Annotated in this window: 15 protein-coding genes; 7 read left to right on the top strand and 8 right to left on the bottom strand. The window is 65.1% G+C overall.

The annotated features are described in order from the left end of the window. Positions 1-31: 31 nt before the first annotated feature. The 5 genes from ACSSV4_RS07525 to ACSSV4_RS07505 form a co-directional block, all read right to left on the bottom strand. Positions 32-1,108, bottom strand: a complete 1,077-nt coding sequence (locus ACSSV4_RS07525) for an alkene reductase (RefSeq protein ID WP_454274425.1) — start codon at positions 1,106-1,108, stop codon at positions 32-34. Between the two features lie 241 nt (positions 1,109-1,349). Further along, positions 1,350-1,595, bottom strand: a complete 246-nt coding sequence (locus ACSSV4_RS07520; protein WP_454274424.1) for a MoaD/ThiS family protein — start codon at positions 1,593-1,595, stop codon at positions 1,350-1,352. Next, complete coding sequence (locus ACSSV4_RS07515) at positions 1,595-3,844, bottom strand: xanthine dehydrogenase family protein molybdopterin-binding subunit (protein ID WP_454274423.1); 2,250 nt, start codon at positions 3,842-3,844, stop codon at positions 1,595-1,597. Before ACSSV4_RS07515 ends, ACSSV4_RS07520 begins: the two co-directional genes overlap by 1 nt. Then, complete coding sequence (locus ACSSV4_RS07510; protein WP_454274422.1) at positions 3,844-4,323, bottom strand: (2Fe-2S)-binding protein; 480 nt, start codon at positions 4,321-4,323, stop codon at positions 3,844-3,846. The genes ACSSV4_RS07515 and ACSSV4_RS07510 overlap by 1 nt, the downstream gene beginning before the upstream one ends. Beyond that, entirely contained in the window at positions 4,320-5,183 is an 864-nt protein-coding gene (locus tag ACSSV4_RS07505) for an FAD binding domain-containing protein (RefSeq protein WP_454274421.1), read from the bottom strand. The genes ACSSV4_RS07510 and ACSSV4_RS07505 overlap by 4 nt, the downstream gene beginning before the upstream one ends. Before the next feature lie 185 nt (positions 5,184-5,368). On the opposite strand from ACSSV4_RS07505, the gene ACSSV4_RS07500 reads away from it, so the two are divergent. Continuing rightward, positions 5,369-5,587, top strand: a complete 219-nt coding sequence (locus ACSSV4_RS07500; RefSeq protein ID WP_454274420.1) for a hypothetical protein — start codon at positions 5,369-5,371, stop codon at positions 5,585-5,587. 116 nt (positions 5,588-5,703) lie between these two features. Here the strand turns inward: ACSSV4_RS07500 and ACSSV4_RS07495 are convergent, their stop codons facing one another. Both ACSSV4_RS07495 and ACSSV4_RS07490 read right to left on the bottom strand, forming a co-directional pair. Further along, positions 5,704-6,420 (bottom strand): RlmE family RNA methyltransferase, encoded by a 717-nt coding sequence (locus ACSSV4_RS07495; protein ID WP_454274419.1) that lies wholly within the window; start codon positions 6,418-6,420, stop codon positions 5,704-5,706. After that, positions 6,420-7,529 (bottom strand): Ppx/GppA phosphatase family protein, encoded by a 1,110-nt coding sequence (locus ACSSV4_RS07490; protein WP_454274418.1) that lies wholly within the window; start codon positions 7,527-7,529, stop codon positions 6,420-6,422. The genes ACSSV4_RS07495 and ACSSV4_RS07490 overlap by 1 nt, the downstream gene beginning before the upstream one ends. A 235-nt stretch (positions 7,530-7,764) precedes the next feature. On the opposite strand from ACSSV4_RS07490, the gene ACSSV4_RS07485 reads away from it, so the two are divergent. The 3 genes from ACSSV4_RS07485 to ACSSV4_RS07475 are packed head-to-tail and all read left to right on the top strand — an operon-like array spanning position 7,765 to position 10,092. Beyond that, positions 7,765-8,061, top strand: coding sequence for a virulence factor (locus ACSSV4_RS07485; RefSeq protein ID WP_454274417.1), 297 nt, complete (start codon positions 7,765-7,767; stop codon positions 8,059-8,061). A gap of 30 nt (positions 8,062-8,091) precedes the next feature. Then, positions 8,092-9,018: a methylenetetrahydrofolate reductase gene (locus ACSSV4_RS07480; RefSeq protein ID WP_454274416.1), complete on the top strand. Its 927-nt coding sequence runs from the start codon at positions 8,092-8,094 to the stop codon at positions 9,016-9,018. A 9-nt stretch (positions 9,019-9,027) separates the two neighbouring features. After that, positions 9,028-10,092: a methyltetrahydrofolate cobalamin methyltransferase gene (locus ACSSV4_RS07475; protein ID WP_454274415.1), complete on the top strand. Its 1,065-nt coding sequence runs from the start codon at positions 9,028-9,030 to the stop codon at positions 10,090-10,092. Between the two features lie 188 nt (positions 10,093-10,280). Here ACSSV4_RS07475 and ACSSV4_RS07470 read toward each other — a convergent pair whose 3' ends face one another. Beyond that, a complete protein-coding gene (locus ACSSV4_RS07470) occupies positions 10,281-10,886 on the bottom strand; it encodes a response regulator transcription factor (protein ID WP_454274414.1) in 606 nt (201 codons plus the stop codon). Between the two features lie 537 nt (positions 10,887-11,423). Here ACSSV4_RS07470 and ACSSV4_RS07465 point away from each other — a divergent pair. The 3 genes from ACSSV4_RS07465 (at position 11,424) to ACSSV4_RS07455 (ending at position 18,257) form a co-directional block, all read left to right on the top strand. Continuing rightward, the gene (locus ACSSV4_RS07465; RefSeq protein WP_454274413.1) at positions 11,424-13,937 is read left to right on the top strand and encodes an ATP-binding protein; all 2,514 of its coding nucleotides are present in this window, start codon (positions 11,424-11,426) and stop codon (positions 13,935-13,937) included. Between the two features lie 115 nt (positions 13,938-14,052). After that, complete coding sequence (locus ACSSV4_RS07460; protein ID WP_454274412.1) at positions 14,053-15,165, top strand: efflux RND transporter periplasmic adaptor subunit; 1,113 nt, start codon at positions 14,053-14,055, stop codon at positions 15,163-15,165. Beyond that, positions 15,162-18,257: an efflux RND transporter permease subunit gene (locus ACSSV4_RS07455; protein WP_454274411.1), complete on the top strand. Its 3,096-nt coding sequence runs from the start codon at positions 15,162-15,164 to the stop codon at positions 18,255-18,257. Before ACSSV4_RS07460 ends, ACSSV4_RS07455 begins: the two co-directional genes overlap by 4 nt. The last annotated feature ends 74 nt before the right edge of the window (positions 18,258-18,331 follow it).

Below are 18,331 nucleotides of genomic sequence, written 5' to 3'. Positions count from 1 at the left end.
GACAATTCCGGCGCGGTGCGCGTGGCCTGCGTCAGGCCGTCTCGAGCGCGGGATAATCGGTGTAGCCCTCGGCCCCGCCGCCATACCAAGTCGCCTGATCCCCCTCGTTGAGCGGCGCGCCGGATTTCAGGCGCTCCACGAGATCGGGATTGGCGATATAGGGCCGACCGAAGGCCACCAGATCAACACGGCCCTCCTCGATTCGGGCGCGTGCCAAGTCGCCGTCATAGCCGTTATTGGCCATGTAGGCCCCACCCCAGCGGTCGCGCAGCGCATCGAACCCGCCATGCCGCTCACCGCCGGTGCTGCCCTCGATCAGGTGCAGATAGGCCAGGCCACAAGCATTAAGACGGTCCACGACATAGCCAAAAGAGGCATCCGGGTCGCTGTCGGCGGCATCGTTGAATTCCGACCATGGCGAGAGGCGAATGCCGATACGGCCCGGGGCCCAGACGGGTTTCAACCCGTCCAGCACCTCGAAGAGCAGCCGCGCGCGGTTCTCGACCGGCCCGCCATAGGCATCCTCGCGCCGGTTCGGCCCGTCCTTAAGGAACTGATCGAGCAGGTAACCATTGGCGGCATGCAGCTCGATCCCGTCGAAGCCTGCCGCCTTGGCATTGCGCGCGGCCTGCACGTAATCGGCCACCACGCGCGGCATCTCGTCCTCGCGCAAGGCGCGCGGCGCCGAGGTGTCCTCGAATCCCGCCCGGGTAAATGTCTTGGCCTTGGCTGCGATGGCCGACGGCGCGACCGGGGACTGGCCGTCGGGTTGCAGCGACACATGGCTGATCCGCCCGACATGCCAGAGCTGAACGACAATCCGGCCGCCTTTGGCATGAACTGCATCGGTCACCTTTTTCCACGCCGCCACCTGTTCGGCGCTGTGAATGCCCGGCGTGCCGACATAGCCCTTGCCCTCGGGGCAAATCTGCGTGGCCTCGGTGATGATCAGGCCTGCGCTCGCACGTTGCGCATAATACTCGGCCTGCAGATCGCCGACCTCGCCGGTCATGTCATCGGCCCGGTTGCGGGTCAGCGGGGCCAAAACGATGCGGTTCGGCAGATCGAGATCACCGATGGTGGCGGGGGAAAACAGCGTATCGGACATGGGAGCGCTCCTTTTGCGTGGTCGTGTGAAAGCAGAGCTAAGCGCCCCGTGCCGCGCCGCAAAGCCCGGTTCGCTCACAGCCATCCTCGCATAGGCGCACACCCTGTACCCCTTGACGGGAACGAAAACAGCACTTGCATCCGAGAGGACATGGCTGCAAGGCCCGCTTGATCCGAATCGAAGCTTCATTCCGCTCAGGTGGTTCAATCCCATGGCGTCTTTAGACAAATCTCGCCCTGTCTCACCCCCCCTTCAGACGCTTCAGCAACACCACCTCGCTATCCTCGGCAATCGGCTGAAACCAGCTGTCGTTATAGACCCGCCCGTCGATGGAGACCGAGACGCCGCGCTCGAGCTCCGGGCGCAGGCCGGGGAATTTCTCCCCCAGCCCGTCGAGCAATTCGCGCAAGGTGTCGGCTTCGATCTCGACCTTGCGCGCGCCATCCGCCTGATCGGCGAGCGAGCCCCAGAGCAGCACTTCGACCATCAGCCCTCCGCTTTGGCCTGCAACGCCGCCAGCACGCGGGGCGGCGACATCGGCAGTTGCGTCATCCGCACGCCCGCCGCCTCGGACACCGCATTGGCGATGGCCGCAAGCGGCGGCACGATCGAGGTCTCGCCCACGCCGCGCACGCCGTAAGGGTGCCCGGGATTGGGAATTTCGAGGATCACCGTGTCGATCATCGGCAGGTCCGAGGCCACGGGAATGCGGTAATCGAGGAACCCGGCATTCTGCAAGATGCCATCCTCGCCGTAGATGTACTCCTCGTTCAGCGCCCAGCCGATGCCCTGCACGGCCCCGCCCTGAAACTGTCCTTCGACGTAAGAGGGATGCACCGCCTTGCCGGCATCCTGGAACACCGTATAGCGCAGAATCTTCGTCGATCCGGTGTCGCGGTCAAGCTCCACATCCACCATATGGGTGGCGAAACTCACCCCCGCGCCTTCGGCGTTGACCTCATGATGCCCGGCAATCGGCCCGCCGGTATTCGAGGCGATGGCGGCGATCTCCTTGAGCGTCATCGGCGGGAACTTGCCCGCGTTCGGCCCGGCGGGGCGCGCGGCGCCGTCTTCCCATTCCACGGCCTCTTCGTCGATGCCCCAGACCATCGCGGCGCGGCGGCACATCTCCTTCTTCGCAGCTTCTGCGGCCTTGATCGTGGCCAGCCCCACGGCGAATGTCACGCGGGAACCATCGGTCACCTCGTTCTGGCCCAAGGATCCGGTATCGGCGATGATCGTGCGCACCTGATCGTAGGGAATGCCCAGCTCCTCGGCGGCCATCATCGTCATCGACGCGCGCGACCCACCAATATCGGGGTTGCCCTCGGATACCGTCACGGTGCCGTCGGGCGTGATGTTGAGCGACACGCAGGTATCGCCGCCGAAGTTGAACCAGAACCCGCAGGCGACCCCCCGGCCCTGATTTTCACCCAGAGGGGCGGACCAGTGCGGATGCGATTTCGCAGCCTCCAGCGTCGCCTTGAGGCCGATGGCGGGATAGGTCGGGCCGTAAGACGCCTTGGTCCCCTCATCCGCACCGTTCATCAGCCGCGCCTCCAGCGGGTCAAGGCCGAAACCCTTGGCAAGCTCATCAATCGCGCTTTCGATGGCGAACGCCGCCATCGGCGCGCCGGGGGCGCGGTAGGCGGCGGCCTTGGGCCGGTTGGTCACCACGTCCCAGCCAACGGTCTTGACGTTTTCCAGATCGTAAGGTGCAAAGCCCGACATCGCGCCCATATCGACGGGCGATCCCGGATAGGCCCCGCCCTGATAACGCAACTCGGCGAACCCGGCGGTGATCTTGCCGTCCTTGGTCATGCCGATCTTGACGTCGATGGAAGTCGAGGAGGTCGGCCCCGTGGCGCGCAGCACCTCGGAGCGGCTCATCACCATCTTGACCGGGCGGCCCGATTTTTTGGCCAGCATCAGCGCGACGGGTTCGAGAAAGACCACCGTCTTGCCGCCGAACCCGCCACCGATTTCAGAGGCGGTGACGCGCAACTGCCCCTGCTCCATGCCCAGAATTGCCGCACAGGTGTTGCGCACCATGTAATGACCTTGGGTGCAGACCCACAGGTCGGCCCGGCCATCCGAGCCCATCGTGGCCAGGCAGGCATGCGGCTCGATATAACCCTGATGGGTGGCGGCCGTCCGGTAGGTCCGCTCGACCACGCGGTCGGCCTGCGCCAGCCCCGCCTCGATATCGCCATGCCCGAATTCCGAGCGGGCGATCACGTTCTGAGACATGCCCTCGGGCACCGTCTCCTGTTGGCGGCCCTTGTGCAGCACCGGGGCGTCGGGCTTCATCGCCGCATCCACATCCGTCACATGCGGCAGCACCTCGTATTCGACCTCGATGAGCTTGAGCGCCTTGCGCGCCACGGCCGGGCTGCTTGCGGCGACGGCGGCCACTGCGTGGCCGTCATAAAGCGCCTTGTCGCCCGCCATGCAATTGTCGAGCACATCGGCCACGTCCTCGGACACCTCGCCGAAATCGGCGCGGGTGACCACCGCCTTGACGCCAGACAGCGCCTCGGCCTTGGACGCGTCGATCTTCACGATCCGGGCATGGGCATGGGGCGAGCGCAGGATGCGCCCGGTCAGCATGCCGGGGGCCACCATGTCGGCACCAAACCGCGCGCGTCCGGTCACCTTGTCAATGCCGTCAGGCCTGTCGGGCCGCGTGCCCACAACCTTGAATTCGCGGGTCTTTTTCGTGTCATCCAGTGCCATTACGACGCCCTCCGCATGTCCGCCGCCGTTTCCATCACGGCGCGGATGATCTTGTCATACCCGGTGCAGCGGCAGAGATTGCCCGCCAGCCAATAGCGCACCTCCTCCTCGCTCGGGTCGGGATTGCGCTCCAGCAGCGATTGCGCCGCCACGAGGATGCCCGGCGTGCAGATGCCGCATTGCAGGGCGGCCATCTCGATGAATTTCTGTTGCAACGGGTGCAGTTGATCGCCGGTCGCCATGCCCTCGATGGTGGCGATGTCGCGGCCCTCGGCCTCGGCCCCCAGCATCAGGCACGAACAGACCAGACGGCCATCGACCGCCACCGAACAGGCGCCGCAATCGCCGGTGCCGCAGCCTTCCTTGGTGCCCGTGAGGCCCAGCCGGTCGCGCAGCACGTCGAGCAGCGTGTCCTCGGCCTCGCAGAGAAACTCAGTGGCGTCACCGTTGATCTTGGTGGTTACGTGTAGCTGGCTCATGCCGTCTCTCCTTTCGCGCGCTTGGCCGCAATCACCGCCGCGCGGCGGGCCAGAACGCCCGCCACGTGCTTGCGGAAATCAATCGTGCCGCGCTTGTCGTCAATCGGTGTGGCCGCCGCCGAGCAGGCCGCCGCCAGATCACTGAGCACCGCCTCGTCGAGCACGCGGTCAGTGATCGCCTCTGCCGCGTCTTCGACCAGCATTACCTTGGGGCCAACCGCGCCGAGCGACACCCGCGCCGCCGTCACCCGGTCGCCCTCGTCAAGGCTGAGCGAAATGCCGCAGCCCACCACCGCGATATCCATCTCGGTGCGCGGGATGAAGCGCAGATAGGCGTCGCCCGAGCGTTTGCCGCGCGCGGGCAGCCAGACCGAAGCGATAAATTCGCCGCGTTGCAGCGCCGTCTTGCCCGGGCTTTTCGGGACGTCGATCACATCCATGTCGCGCACACCGTTCGGCCCGACAATGCGCACGGTAGCACCCGCCGCGACCATCGCCGGGACGGAATCAGCCGCCGGAGACGCGTTGCAGAGATTCCCCGCCAGAGTGGCGCGGCCCTGCACCTGCGTCGAGCCGATCAGCCCCGCTGCCTCGACTACGCCGGACCAATCGGCGACAAGCCCCGCATGCTCGCCCATCTCGGCGCCCGAGACAGCCGCCCCGATACGCCAGCCGCCGTCCTCGGCGGCAATGTCACGCATGCCCTCGATCCGCTTGATGTCGACGATCATCTCCGGCTCGATCATCTCCGAGCGCAGCTTGACGAGCAGGTCGGTGCCGCCCGCCAACACATGCGCGCCGTCCTGCCCGGCCAGCAGGCTCACGGCCTCTTCCAGCCGGGTCGGTGCCTCGTATCGCATCTGGGTTGTCCTTTCCTCTGGGTCAGGCCCGGAGACTCGGGCCGCGTTTGTGCTGACTATCCCGCAACTCGCGGCCAGACGCAAACGCCTCGCCGACATCGCCCAGCACGCAATCGGCACGCTTCGGACCACGATCCGCCTTAATCACCTGTCAACATGGGCACATCATCCTGATCCGGTGCCGAATGAAAAGCGAATTCATGCCCCACGCCATGCCCACCGAGCTGCCCTCGCCCGTGCGCCACGCGCGGCTGTTCGAACTTATCCGCCAGGACGGTCTTGCCCGGCAGGTGCATCTGCGCCTCGCGCAACAGATGCCGCCCGATCCGTCGCAGTTGCGGCGGTTTGCAGCCGGGGCGCACCGCTCGCTGCATGGCGAGGGTGACCTGCGCGCGAGACGGTAGGATACGGGGGCGGATGGCGAGGGATGCCCTGAAGGGGGCGTTCGCCTCTGGCACAAATGCGCCGGCTCAAGGTGCCGCAGGCACCGCCGCGCAGCGCCCGACAGCCCCACCGGACATCATCCCCGAAACCCGGTCGCCACCACGAATTTCTCGGAACTGTCGGACCGCGACGCGGGCGGTTTGACGTTTGCCACCTTGGCAAAGCGCTGCTTCAGCAATTTCTGCAGCTCGCCCTCGGCACCCCCGGCCAGCACCTTCGAGACAAACGTGCCGCCCTCTTCCAGCACGTCGAAGGCCAGATAGGCCGCCGCCTCGCACAGCGCGATAATGCGCAGATGGTCGGTCTGCTTGTGCCCCGAGGAGGAGGCCGCCATGTCCGACATCACCACATCGACGCGGCCGCCAAGCCAGTCCTTGACCTTTTCGTCGGCGCCATCTTCCATGAAGTCAAGCTGATGCAATTCGACACCCGCAATCGGCTCCACCTCCTGCAGGTCGACGCCCAGGATGCGGCCCTGCGCCTTGCCCGCCTTCTCGCCAAGCGCGTTGACGCGCGGCACCGCCACCTGACACCAGCCGCCCGGCGCGCAGCCAAGATCGACCACCCGCGCGCCCGGCACCAGAAAGCGGAACTTGTCATCAAGCTCCATGATCTTGAACGCCGCGCGTCCGCGATAGCCTTCCAACTGCGCGCGTTTGACATAAGGGTCATTCAATTGCCGTTGCAGCCAGCGCGTCGAAGACGCCCGCCGTCCTCGCGCCGTCTTGACCTTGACCGTCAGGTCGCGCTGCCCGCGCCCCGAGGTGTTTTTGCCGTCCGGCCCCTTCGCCATCAGTCGTCCCCGTCCATCAATACGCCATCCGCTGCCATCTGCGCGTAGAGCATGCCCTCGCGCAGCCCGCGATCCGCCACGCTCAGCCGGTCCGTAGGCCAGCATCTGAGCAGCGCCTGCAAGATCGCCGCCCCCGACATGATCAGTGCCTGCCGGTCCAGCCCGATCCGTGGATCACGCCTGCGCCCCGCGGGGCCGAGCGCCAGATACGTGCGAATCACCTTGTCGATCTCGTCGCTGGTCATGGTCAGACCGTCCACCTTGTTGCGATCATAGCGCTTCAGGCCAAGGTGGCTTGCTGCCACCGTGGTCACGGTGCCGGATGTGCCGACGATCTGAAAGCCCTCGCGCGTCTGCTCGTCCTTGTACGGGGCGAATTCCGCGAGGTTCTCCTCGAAGTACCAGCTCATTAGCGCAAAGCGCGCGCTGTCATCCTCGACATCGCGAAACTGATCACGCAGCGTCGCTACGCCTAGGGGCACGCTGATCCAGTCGACCACCCGCGCGCCCGGCCGCCCGTCGGGAGATTGAAAGCCGAGATGCATGCGCATGATCGCGCGGCGGCGTTCCGGCTGCGGCACGTCGCGCAGGTCGATCCATACCAGTTCGGTTGACCCACCGCCGATATCCACCACCAGGAGCTGCTCGGTCCCGGCACTCACCAAGGGGGCGCAGGACACGACCGCCAGCCGCGCCTCTTCCTCGGGCTTTATGATGTCGAGCCGCAGGCCCGTCTCGCGCTCCACCCGCGCCATGAAATCGGCACCATTGCTCGCGCGCCTGCAGGCCTCGGTCGCCACCAGACGCATCTGTGTCACCCTGTGCCGCTTGAGCTTTTGCCGACAGACCCGCAGCGCCTGAATGGTTCGGTAGATCGAGGCGCGAGAGAGCCTACCCGAGCGTTCCAGCCCCGCCCCCAACTGCACCGATTTTGAAAAACTGTCCACGACTTTGAACTGCGTGCCCTCGGGACGGGCAATCAGCATGCGGCAACTGTTCGTTCCCAGATCCAGCGCCGCATATAGCGACGGCTGATCCGGCAGGCTCAGTGCGGGGCTCTCAACCGGTTTCGGGATCGCGCCCGCACTTTCGGGACGCTTGGGCGCCATGACAACACGCCCTCCATTTCAAGTTGTCCTCAAGGTAATGTCATCTGCGCGCTCGCGCAAGCGTTGCGATGATCCGATGAAGATCATGAATCATTTTCCCATTCCTGCCCATGGCTCCCCGAATGCGCCCCGGCTATTCTCGCCGCGTCGCATGACGCTCCCGTTCTGTCGAAATCATGCACTGACGCGTGCCCGCCCTGCATTAGGTAGGAGCCTTGAGGAGAAAGGAATCAGCATGGTTGACGTCACCATCGTCTTTTGGCGGGACATCCCCGCTCAGGTCATCGTCGGCAAGGGGCGTCGCGGAGCCAAGGTGCAATTGCCCGAACGCTTCGAGCAGGCCATCGACCGCGCAGCGATGAAGACGGGTGCCGCAGGCACCGACGACTACCTCGCCGAATGGCGCAAGGCTGATCCCTATCCCGTGGAAGGCGAGCCCGACGCCGTCGCCAAATCCGAGGCGGCGCGGCTCGATGCTGAGTATGATCAGGACCGCATCAAAACCCTGATCGCCAACAATGGCTGGGCGTGAATGCGCCCCGGTTCGATATGGGAGGCCGCAATGGCACTTTTCAACTTCAAGAAGCGTGAGAAATTCACCCCCGCGAATGGCCAACTCGAGGCGTTCCTTGAGGGCTATTCCATCGAGGTGATGCCGCGCACCGCCGAAAAGGTCGAGAATTTCCGCGACCTGCTGCCCGCCGGCACCCGCGTCTATATCGCCCATATCGAGGGCGCGCCGATCGAGGATATGGTCGCCACCGCCGCGCGGCTCAATGCCGATGGCTACCCCGTCATGCCGCACTTCCCCGCGCGCATCATCAAGGACCGCGCCACGCTGGCCGACTGGATTGCCCGCTATCAGGGCGAGGCCAATGTCGATCAGGCCCTCCTGCTCGCCGGTGGTGTCTCCACTCCGCATGGCGCGTTCGAAAGCTCGATCCAGCTTCTCGAATCCGGCGAATTCGACCGCGCGGGCTTCAAGCGCCTGCATGTCGCAGGCCACCCCGAGGGCAACAAGGACATCGACCCCGACGGCAGCATGAAGAACGTCGAGGATGCGCTTCGCTGGAAACAGAAATTCTCGGAAACCACCGATGCGAAAATGGCCCTCGCCACGCAATTCGCCTTTGACGCCAAGCCGATCATCGCCTGGGCCGACAGCCTCAGCGCGGCAAGCATCACCCTGCCCATCCACATCGGCATCGCCGGTCCCGCCAAGTTGCAGACCCTGATCAAATTCGCCATCGCCTGCGGTGTCGGCCCCTCGCTCAAGGTCCTGCAAAAACGCGCCATGGACGTCTCGAAACTGCTCCTGCCCTACGAGCCGACCGACGTCCTCAGCGAACTCGCCGCCCACAAGGCCGCGAACCCGAATTTCAACATCGAGCATGTGCATTTCTTCCCGCTCGGCGGGATCAAGGCCAATGCCGAATGGGCCATCGAAAACGGCGGGGCTTCGGCCACGCCCGCCAACCAGCAAGGATAAGACCAGACCATGACCCGCACCATCGTCGAGAGCAAAACCAAAACCGCCGTCATCGGCTTTGACGAGCCGTTCTGCGTCATTGGCGAACGCATCAACCCCACCGGCCGCAAGAAGCTCGCCGCCGAGCTTGAGGCGGGCGATTTCTCGACCGTCGAATCCGACGCCATCGCGCAGGCCGCCGCGGGCGCCACCGTGCTCGATATCAACGCGGGCGTGGTCTACAACTCCAACCCCAACCCGAACGAGACCGAACCGCCGCTGATGACCAAGATGATCGAGCTGGTGCAGGGTCTCGTCGATCTGCCGCTCTGCATCGACAGCTCGGTTCCCGCAGCGCTCGAGGCCGGTCTCAAGGCCGCCCATGGCCGCCCACTGCTCAATTCGGTGACGGGTGAGGAAGAGCGTCTCGAATACGTGCTGCCGCTGGTCAAGAAATACAACGTCCCCGTTGTCGCCATCTCCAACGACGACACAGGGATTTCCGAAGACCCCGACGTGCGTTTCGCCGTCGCGAAAAAGATCGTCGAGCGCGCTGCCGATTTCGGCATCCCCGCGCATGACATCGTGGTCGACCCGCTGGTGATGCCGATCGGGGCCATGGCGACCGCCGGTCAGCAGGTCTTCACCCTGGTGCGCCGCCTGCGCGAGGAACTGGGGGTGAACACCACTTGCGGTGCATCGAATATCTCGTTCGGTCTGCCCAACCGTCACGGCATCAACAACGCGTTTTTGCCAATGGCCATGGGTGCGGGCATGACGTCAGCGATCATGAACCCGATCGCGCTGCCGGTGAAACAGGCCGAGATCGAGGCGAAAAAGGCCGAGGTCGCCGCCGCCGGTCTGATCCTGCCCGAAGACATGGACGACGAGACCTTCTGCCAGTTGTTCGGCCTAGGCTCGATGACGCCGCGCGCGGGCAAGGAGATGGAGGCGATCATGGCCGCCAACTTCCTGACCAACAACGACCCCCATGGCGGCAACTGGATCAAGTTCAACAAAGCCCCGCCGAAACCCGGCGACGAGGTTCGTGCAGGTGGCCGCGCGGGTTCCCGCAGCCGTCGCCGCCGGGCGTGAGCCGAGGTCTGAAGACACTCAACACAAAACCCCGCCGCAAGGCGGGGTTCTCGTTTTCAGCAAGGGGTGCTCCGAGCCATGCAATAGGGCGTCAGTTCACACGAAAACCATCCAACAGTTACCTTTTGTTCGGATGGCGAGGGCCGGCCCCTCAGTGCACCGCCGCTGCAATGGCGCCTATCCCTCCATCAGGCATAGCCCAGATCGCGGGCGATCATCGCGGCGTGGGTGCGATTGCGCGCGCCCAGTTTCCGCGACAGGGTCTTGAGATGCAGCTTCACCGTCACCTCCTGAATGTCGAGATCGCGGGCGATTTCCTTGTTGGATTTACCCTCCGACACCCCTATCAGAACGGCGCGTTCGCGCGGGGTCAGCCGGGGGCCGTCTCCTTCCGGCTCGTTATCAAGGAGAAACCCCAGCGGGGCATAGACCTTGCCCGATAGCATATGTTGGACAGCCGCGATCAGCGATTGCGGGTTGAGCGTCTTGGGCAGAAAGCCTGCCGCCCCGGCGCGCAGCGCCCGACGTGCCACGTCTGGCGGCGCCGTGCCCGACAGGATCGCCACCGGACAGCCCGCCTGCGCCCGCATACGCTCCAGCCCGCTCAGCGCCTCCATCCCCGGCATCTGGAAATCCAGTAGCACCAAGTCGAACGGCCCCGCCTGCCGCTGCACGGCCAGCGCTGCATCAAGACAATCCGCAACCTCGACGGAAAACCCGCCTTGGTTGCGCAAAAATTCGGCGACCGTCTCTCGGACGAGGTCATGATCGTCGGCCAGCAAGAGCCTGCCCATGTCTCTTCCTTTCATTGCGCCGGAACACCGCATGCGCCGCGCACACACCACCGCAACCTGCACAACACTTATGCATTCGACCGGTAAGATGACAACGGTTTCATCACATTTTGTCGTCGCACTTCGCGCGACACCGGGTTTCGCCCGAGCGGGAAATGAGCGGCTGAGCTGCCGCTGTCGGCGCGGATCCCAAAGCGCCGGTCTAACATGGGCGCGATTTGTTCTGACGAGCAATTGAGGTCAACACGGCTTTTCCTGTGCTTTCTACGGGTGCGCGTGGAGATACTGGAATTCTTGCAGTGAAAAGATTATTCCGAGGGCATGGCCGTCTCGATACTCGGTCAAGACTTGCCAAGGATAGCCTTTGCACAAAATGACGCAGGGCATGACATGCGAGGCCAGCGGTTCCGGAGCATCACGTCCTGGCCGATGTTGCGCTCCGCAACGCAGTGTCTGGCTGCGTGACTGAATCACCACCCGCCGCGCATGGCGCGCGCCCTGGAATGAAACCGGATGAGTGCCACGACAGATCCCAGCATGCCGACCCGCGATCGGCTTGCGCTGAGCATCCTGAGCGCCTTTGCAGCGGCCTGCATGCTGGCAGCGGCGCTGCTTACCGTGCAGGTTCTGGGCAAGCTCGATCACTACGGTCGCGCCAAGCAGGACAACCTGCACTGGACCATGTCGCAGCTTGAAGTCGATCACCTGCGCTTCCTGATGAAGTTGGAGCAGTTCTCCGACACCGATCCGGAGGCGCTTCATCACCTACGCCGACGGTTCGACCTGCTGTACAGCCGGATCATGACCCTGCAACGCGGCGATGTCTATCCGCAGGCGATCCGCGACGCTGCCCTGGAGGACGAGCTTGCGCTGATGTTGGCGTTGTTGGCGCAGATGGTGCCGATCATCGACGCACCTGACGGGCAACTCGATGCCGGGCGCACCGAACTTGCCGCGCTCGCCCGGCGCATGGCAGCACCGATCCGCACCGTGGCAACTGAGGCGATCACCGTCGATGCGCGCCGATCCGATGCCGAGCGCGCGGCGTTGACCTCGCAGATCGTGACCCTCACGGTCCTGATCCTGCTGATGGTGGCGGCGCTCTTCACCCTGCTGATCATGCTCTGGCGTCTGTACCGGAGCCATCGCCTGCGCGCCGAGGAAAACCGACGCAGCTCAAACCGGCTGGCAACGATCCTCAACACCTCGCAGGATGCGATTCTTGTGATCGACAGCGAGGGACACCTGCTCGAGAGCAACGAGCGCGCCCGGCGCATGTTTGATCTGCCGCCGCAGGAAACCGGCGATATCCGGGTCGCCGACCTCGTGACCGGGGCGCAGGAGGTGCGCATGGATGCCGCGCGCCTGATGGAGGCCTGCGCCGAGCGCCCGTTCCGATCCGACAGCCTCACCGGGCACAGCCTGAGCGGGCGCCGCTTCGCGGCGGAACTCTCCGCCGATCTTGCCGCGCGCGGCGACGCCCCGGTTTGCATCTGTTTCATAAGCGATATCTCGGTGCGGCGCGCGGCGCAGTCGGAAATCGCCTCGGCCCACGATCGCGCGCTCGCAGGCGAGCAGGCCAAGGCGCGCTTTCTCGGGATGATCAGCCACGAGATGCGTACGCCGCTCAACGGCATTCTTGGCGCGCTCGAACTGCTCGGCGAGACCGGGCTGAACGTCGAACAGGAAAGCTATGTGCGGATCATGCGATCGTCGGGGAAGTTGCTACTGACGCAGATCACCGATGCGCTCGACATCACATTGGCCGAGTCCGGAAAGCTGCGGCTGAACTACACGGAGTTCGATCTCGATCAACTTCTGGCCGATCTGCTCGACAGTCAATCCGCAGCCGCGGCTGCCCGCGGCAACCGCCTGCGCCTCCTGACGCCCGCCGGGCAGTTGGGCGTGGTCAGGGGCGATCCGGACCGGCTGCACCAGGTGCTGCTCAACCTGCTGTCCAACGCGATCAAGTTCACGCGCGACGGGGAAATCACCCTGGAGGCGTGGCCGGATGCGGCGACGAATGTGGTGGAGATTCAGGTCGCCGATACCGGCATCGGGATCTCGGAAAGCGATCTGCCGTATGTGTTCGACGATTTCATGCGCGCCGAGCATCCGGACGGGGAGCGGCCCGAGGGCACCGGGCTCGGTCTCGGGATCGCCAGTCAACTTGCGTCGCTGATGGGCGGCAGCATCGGTGCCGAGAGCGAGTTGGGCGAGGGCAGCCTGTTCTGGCTGCGCCTGCCACTGCGCTCATGCATTCCGCGCCGCGCGGCATCTCTGGACCTTGCAGATGCCGCTCCTGCGAGACCGGCCCGAGTGCTGGTCGTCGAAGATAATCCTACCAATCGGCTGGTAATCGAAGCCATGCTCAGGCGTGACGGGCACCACGTAACCCTCGCGCAGGACGGCATAGCCGGTGTTGCGGCGGCGGAGGCGGCGGCCCAGGATTTGGTCCTAATGGATGTGAACATGCCGAACATGGACGGAATTGCGGCTGCGCGCGCGATCCGTTCGGGTGATGGTCCCTGCGCCGGAACCCGGATCGTGGCTCTTACCGCGCATGCGGGAAACGAGATGGTCGAGACCCTGATCGAGGCAGGGATCGACGAAGTCAGGACCAAGCCGCTCAGCCGAAACGCGTTGCGCCGGATCCTGGCCGAGGGGGCCGCCTTGTCGGCTGCGGAAATCCTGCCCACCGCGGTGGCCCTGCCTTGGCTCGATCATCATTATCTCGATCAAGTGGCACGCAGCCTGCCTGACGCGCGGATCAGCGACATCCTGCGGATGTTCGAGACGGAAGGTGCCGCGCTGATCGCCGTACTGAACCGGGACGATATTCTACCCGACGACGTGCTCCTCAGCCGGTTGCATCATCTCGCAGGCACGGCTGCCACCTGCGGCGCGCGCGCCTTCCAATCCGGTCTCGCCGCGACCGAGGAGGCGTTCCTCTCGGGCGACCGCACTGCGCAGGCGGCGCGGCTGGCGACACTTCCCGATCTCTGGCAACGGACACACGCCGCGATCCACGACTATCGTGGCGGCCTCTGAGGGCAGGCTCACAAAGAGTTGCCTTTCACGCGGCTTACTATACGTTTCGTATCGGTTAGGGTCGCGGGGCAAGATCTTGGCGACCGTTCCGAGGCCCAAGGAAAGGCACGCGAAAATGTCCATTCTCAAACAGCTTCTGCTGCTCTGCGTGATCGCGGGGCTGTCCTACGGGGGCTATGAGTACTACCGGACCCATCATGCCGCCACCCCCGCCGAGCAATCCGGACCGGACAGCGTTCCCCCGGCCACCGTCGAACTGGCACGCGCGGAAACCCAAACCCTGCGCCGCACTATCGAGGCCGTCGGCACCACTCGTGCGGTCCGCTCCATCGACATCGTGCCGGAGGTCGATGGCCGTCTCGTCGAATTGACAATCTCTCCCGGCAGCCGCGTCGAAAAAGGCGACGTCCTGGCACGACTCGAAGACACCATCGAGCGCGCCGACCTGTCCGAGGCCGAGGCGGTGCTCACCGAACAGCGCCAGGCCGTGCAGCGGGCCCGACAGTTGCGCGAGACAAACGCCGTCTCACTCGCCACGCTGGAAGAGGCCATCGCCCGTCTTGCCGAGGCCGAGGCCGATCTCGACCGTGCCCGCCGCAGGCTGGAGGATCGTCGCATCACCGCGCCCTTCGCCGGGGTGGTTGGGCTGACCAATTACGACACCGGAGCGCGCGTGGAAGAGGGGCAGGTGCTGACCCGGCTTGACGACCTGAGCGAGGTCGAGGTCGAATTCTCGCTGCCCGAGACAGTCTTTGCCCAGGTCAGTCGAGGCCAGCAGGTAATTGCCCGAAGCGCCGCCTTTCCCGACCGCGAGTTCATCGGAACCATCGACGTCGTGGACAGCCGCATCGACCCGGTCAGCCGTGCCTTCCGCACGCGGGCCGTTGTGCCCAACCCCGACAGCACACTGCCTGCGGGCATGTTCCTGTCGCTTACCCTGATCCTGTCACAGGACGAACGTGTCACCGTGCCGGAAGAGGCGATCATCTTCCAGGCCGCTGAAACCTATGTTTTTGTCGCTGACACGGACAATGTCGCGCACCGCCGGGTCGTCAGGACTGGGCAGCGCCAGGACGGGCGCATCGCGATATTGTCGGGTCTCGAGCAAGGAGAGGCGGTGGTGGTGCGCGGGTTGCAACGGGTGCGCGACGGCAGTCCGCTGAACGTGCTCAAGACCGATGATGCAGCCACCGCCTCGGCCAACGCCGAGCCGGAGCAGCCGACATGACACTGTCTGACATCTCGGTGCGCCGTCCCGTTCTCGCGGCGGTGATGAGCCTGCTGATCGTGATCTTCGGCCTTGCAGCGCTGCGCGGCCTGGCAGTGCGCGAACTGCCGGATGTGGACAACGCCGTCGTCACCGTCACCACCACCTATCGCGGCGCCGCGCCCGAGGTGATCGACACCGACCTCACCGAAACCATCGAGGGTGCCATCGCCACCATCTCGGGCATCCGCACGATCAGCTCCGAAAGCCGTCAGGGCCGCTCGCGCGTGACCATCGAATTCGACAGCAGTGTCGATATCGACGTCGCTGCCAACGATGTGCGCGACGCCGTGGGCCGGGTGCGTGGCGAGTTGCCGGAAGAGGCGGACGAGCCCGAGGTCGTCAAGTCCGACGCCGATGCCGACCCGGTGATGCGCATCGCCGTCACCTCGGACCGGATGACCACCGCCGAGATCACCGATTACGTCGACCGGCTGATCGTCGACCGCATTGCCACGCTCGACGGGGTGGCCAATGTCAATCTGGTGGGCGAGCGGCCCTTCGCGGTGCGCATCTGGATCGACCGGCGCGCGCTCGCGGCGCGCAACCTCACCGTTTCGGACGTCGAGGCAGCGCTCCGGCGCAACAATATCGAACTGCCTGCGGGCGAGGTGGAATCGTTCAATCGTCAGCTCTCCGTGCGTCTCAACAGCCGCCTCGACAGCATCGAGGATTTCCGCGCCATCGTGATCGACCGGGTGGCAGGCTACCCGGTGCGCCTGGGCGATGTCGCGCGGGTGGAGCCGGGTGTGGCCGACGACACCACGGTGGTGCGCACCAACGGCACCGACGCCGTGGGCATGTGGATCCTGCGCCAGAGCCAATCCAACACACTGGAGATTTCCAAAGCGGTGCGCGCGGAGATGAAGGCGATGGAGCGCAGCCTGCCCGAGGGCATGAAGATTATCGTCGGCTCGGATGACGCGCTCTTTGTCGGGGCCTCGATCCGCGAGGTGGTGACGGCGCTCTTCATCTCGCTGGCGCTGGTGGTGGCTGTGATCCTGCTGTTTCTCAAGAGCATCCGCGCCACGCTCATTCCCGCCATCACCATCCCGGTCGCGCTGATCGGCAGTTTTCTTCTGATCGGCCTCTGGGGGTTTTCGCTCAATACGCTGACCCTTCTGGCGCTGCTTTTGTCGATCGGCCTCGTGGTCGATGATGCCATTGTCGTTCTGGAGAACATCCAGCGCCGCATCGAAGAGGGCGAAAGCCCGCTGGTCGCGAGCCTCAAGGGCGCGCGGCAGGTGACCTTTGCCGTCATCGCCACCTCGCTGACGCTGATCGCGGTCTTCGTGCCGCTGTCGTTCATGCCCGGACAGGTCGGACGGCTCTTCGTGGAATTCGGCTGGGTCATGGCAGGCACCGTCGCGATCTCGACCTTTGTGGCGCTGACCGCTTGCCCGGCGCTGGCCTCGAAGGTGCTGCGCGCGCGCAAGGCCCGCAAGGATGGCCGCGCGCATGGCACCCCCTTCATCCAGCGCGCCTATCGTGTGCTTCTGACCCGCGCCATCGGCATGCCGCTGGTGGTCTTGCCGGTGACGCTTGTCATCACGGCCGGTGCCGCGCTTTTCTACGACGGCCTGCCGCGCGAACTTGCCCCGCGCGAGGATCGCGGCGTCGGTTTCGTGCCGCTCACCGCACCGCAAGGCTCGACCGTGCCGCATTCCGACATGGCCGCGCGTCAGGTCGAGAAACTGCTCGTGCCCTATGTCGAAAGCGGTGAGATCGAAACCGTGTTCACCTTCACCGGCTGGGGCGGGCGCGCGTGGCGCTCCTTCGTGGTGTTCCGCCTCGCGCCCTGGGAAGAGCGCGACCGCCCGGTATCGGCGCTGGTCGGCGATCTCGCACCGCAAATGAGCCAGGTGACCATCGCGCGCGGCTTTCCGGTGACACCTGCGGGCCTTGGTCTGCGCGGCAGCTCGACCCCGGTTCAGGTGGTGATCGGCGGGCCCGACTTCGAAAGCATCGAAGGCTGGGCCACCGAATTCCTCAAACGCGCCGAGGGCGTCGAGGGGCTGGTGAACCCTGAAATCAATTTCGAGGAAAACCTGCCGCAGCTCGATATCGAGATCGACCGAGAACGCGCCGACGACCTCGGCATCTCCGCCGAGGTGATCGCCACCACGCTGCAAACGATGCTGGCCTCGCGCGAGGTCACGACCTTTGTCAGCCGGGGCCGCGAATACCCGGTTCTGGTGCAGGCCGAGGACGAGGACCGGCGCACCCCTACGGATATCGAAAACATCTTCATCCGTGCCGCCGACGGCGAGACGCTGGTGCCTCTGGGCGCGCTGGTGACGCTCAAGGAAAACGCCGCTGCACCTTCGCTTCAACGCTTCGACCGGCTGCCCTCGATCCAGCTTTCCGGCGCACTTGCCCCCGATGCGGAACTGGGCGACGTGCTGGCGCAGCTTGAAACCATTGCCGCCGAGATCCTGCCCGCCGAGGCCAAGCTGGGCTATGACGGGCAATCGCGCACCTACAAGGACACCTCCGGCGGGCTCGGCGTGGTATTCGTGCTGGCACTCGTGATCGTCTACCTCGTGCTCGCCGCGCAGTTCGAGAGCTTCCTGCACCCCGTCGTGATCATGCTCACCGTGCCCACCGGCGTGGCGGGCGCGATCTATGCCATGGTTGTGGGTGGTCTGTCGCTCAACGTCTACAGCCAGATCGGGATCATCCTGCTGATCGGCCTGATCTCCAAGAACGGTATTCTGATCGTCGAATTCGCCAATCAGCTGCGCGACGAGGGCCGCGATGTGCGCGATGCGGTGATCGAGGCCTCGGTGCTGCGCCTGCGTCCGATCATGATGACCGCGATCTCCACCGTGCTGGGCGCGCTGCCGCTGGTGCTGGCCAGCGGCGCGGGCGCCGAGAGCCGCATCGCCGTGGGCACAGTGATCATCGCCGGGCTCAGCCTCGCCACGCTGCTGATGCTCTTCGTGACCCCGATCCTCTACGATCTGCTTGCGCGGTTCACGCAGCCACGGGGGGCGGTGGAAAAGGCGCTCGAAGCCGAGCTTGACGGGCCTGCGCCGCAGCCAGCCGAGTGATTTTTCGCCGGTGTCGCGACCGGACCGGAATTTCCCCTCGCCCCGGTCTGGCAATCTCCTAGTTGTGATGCGAT

The sequence above is a fragment of the Roseovarius sp. MBR-154 genome (assembly GCF_053628595.1).
This window is presented reverse-complemented; position numbering and strand designations above follow the sequence as displayed.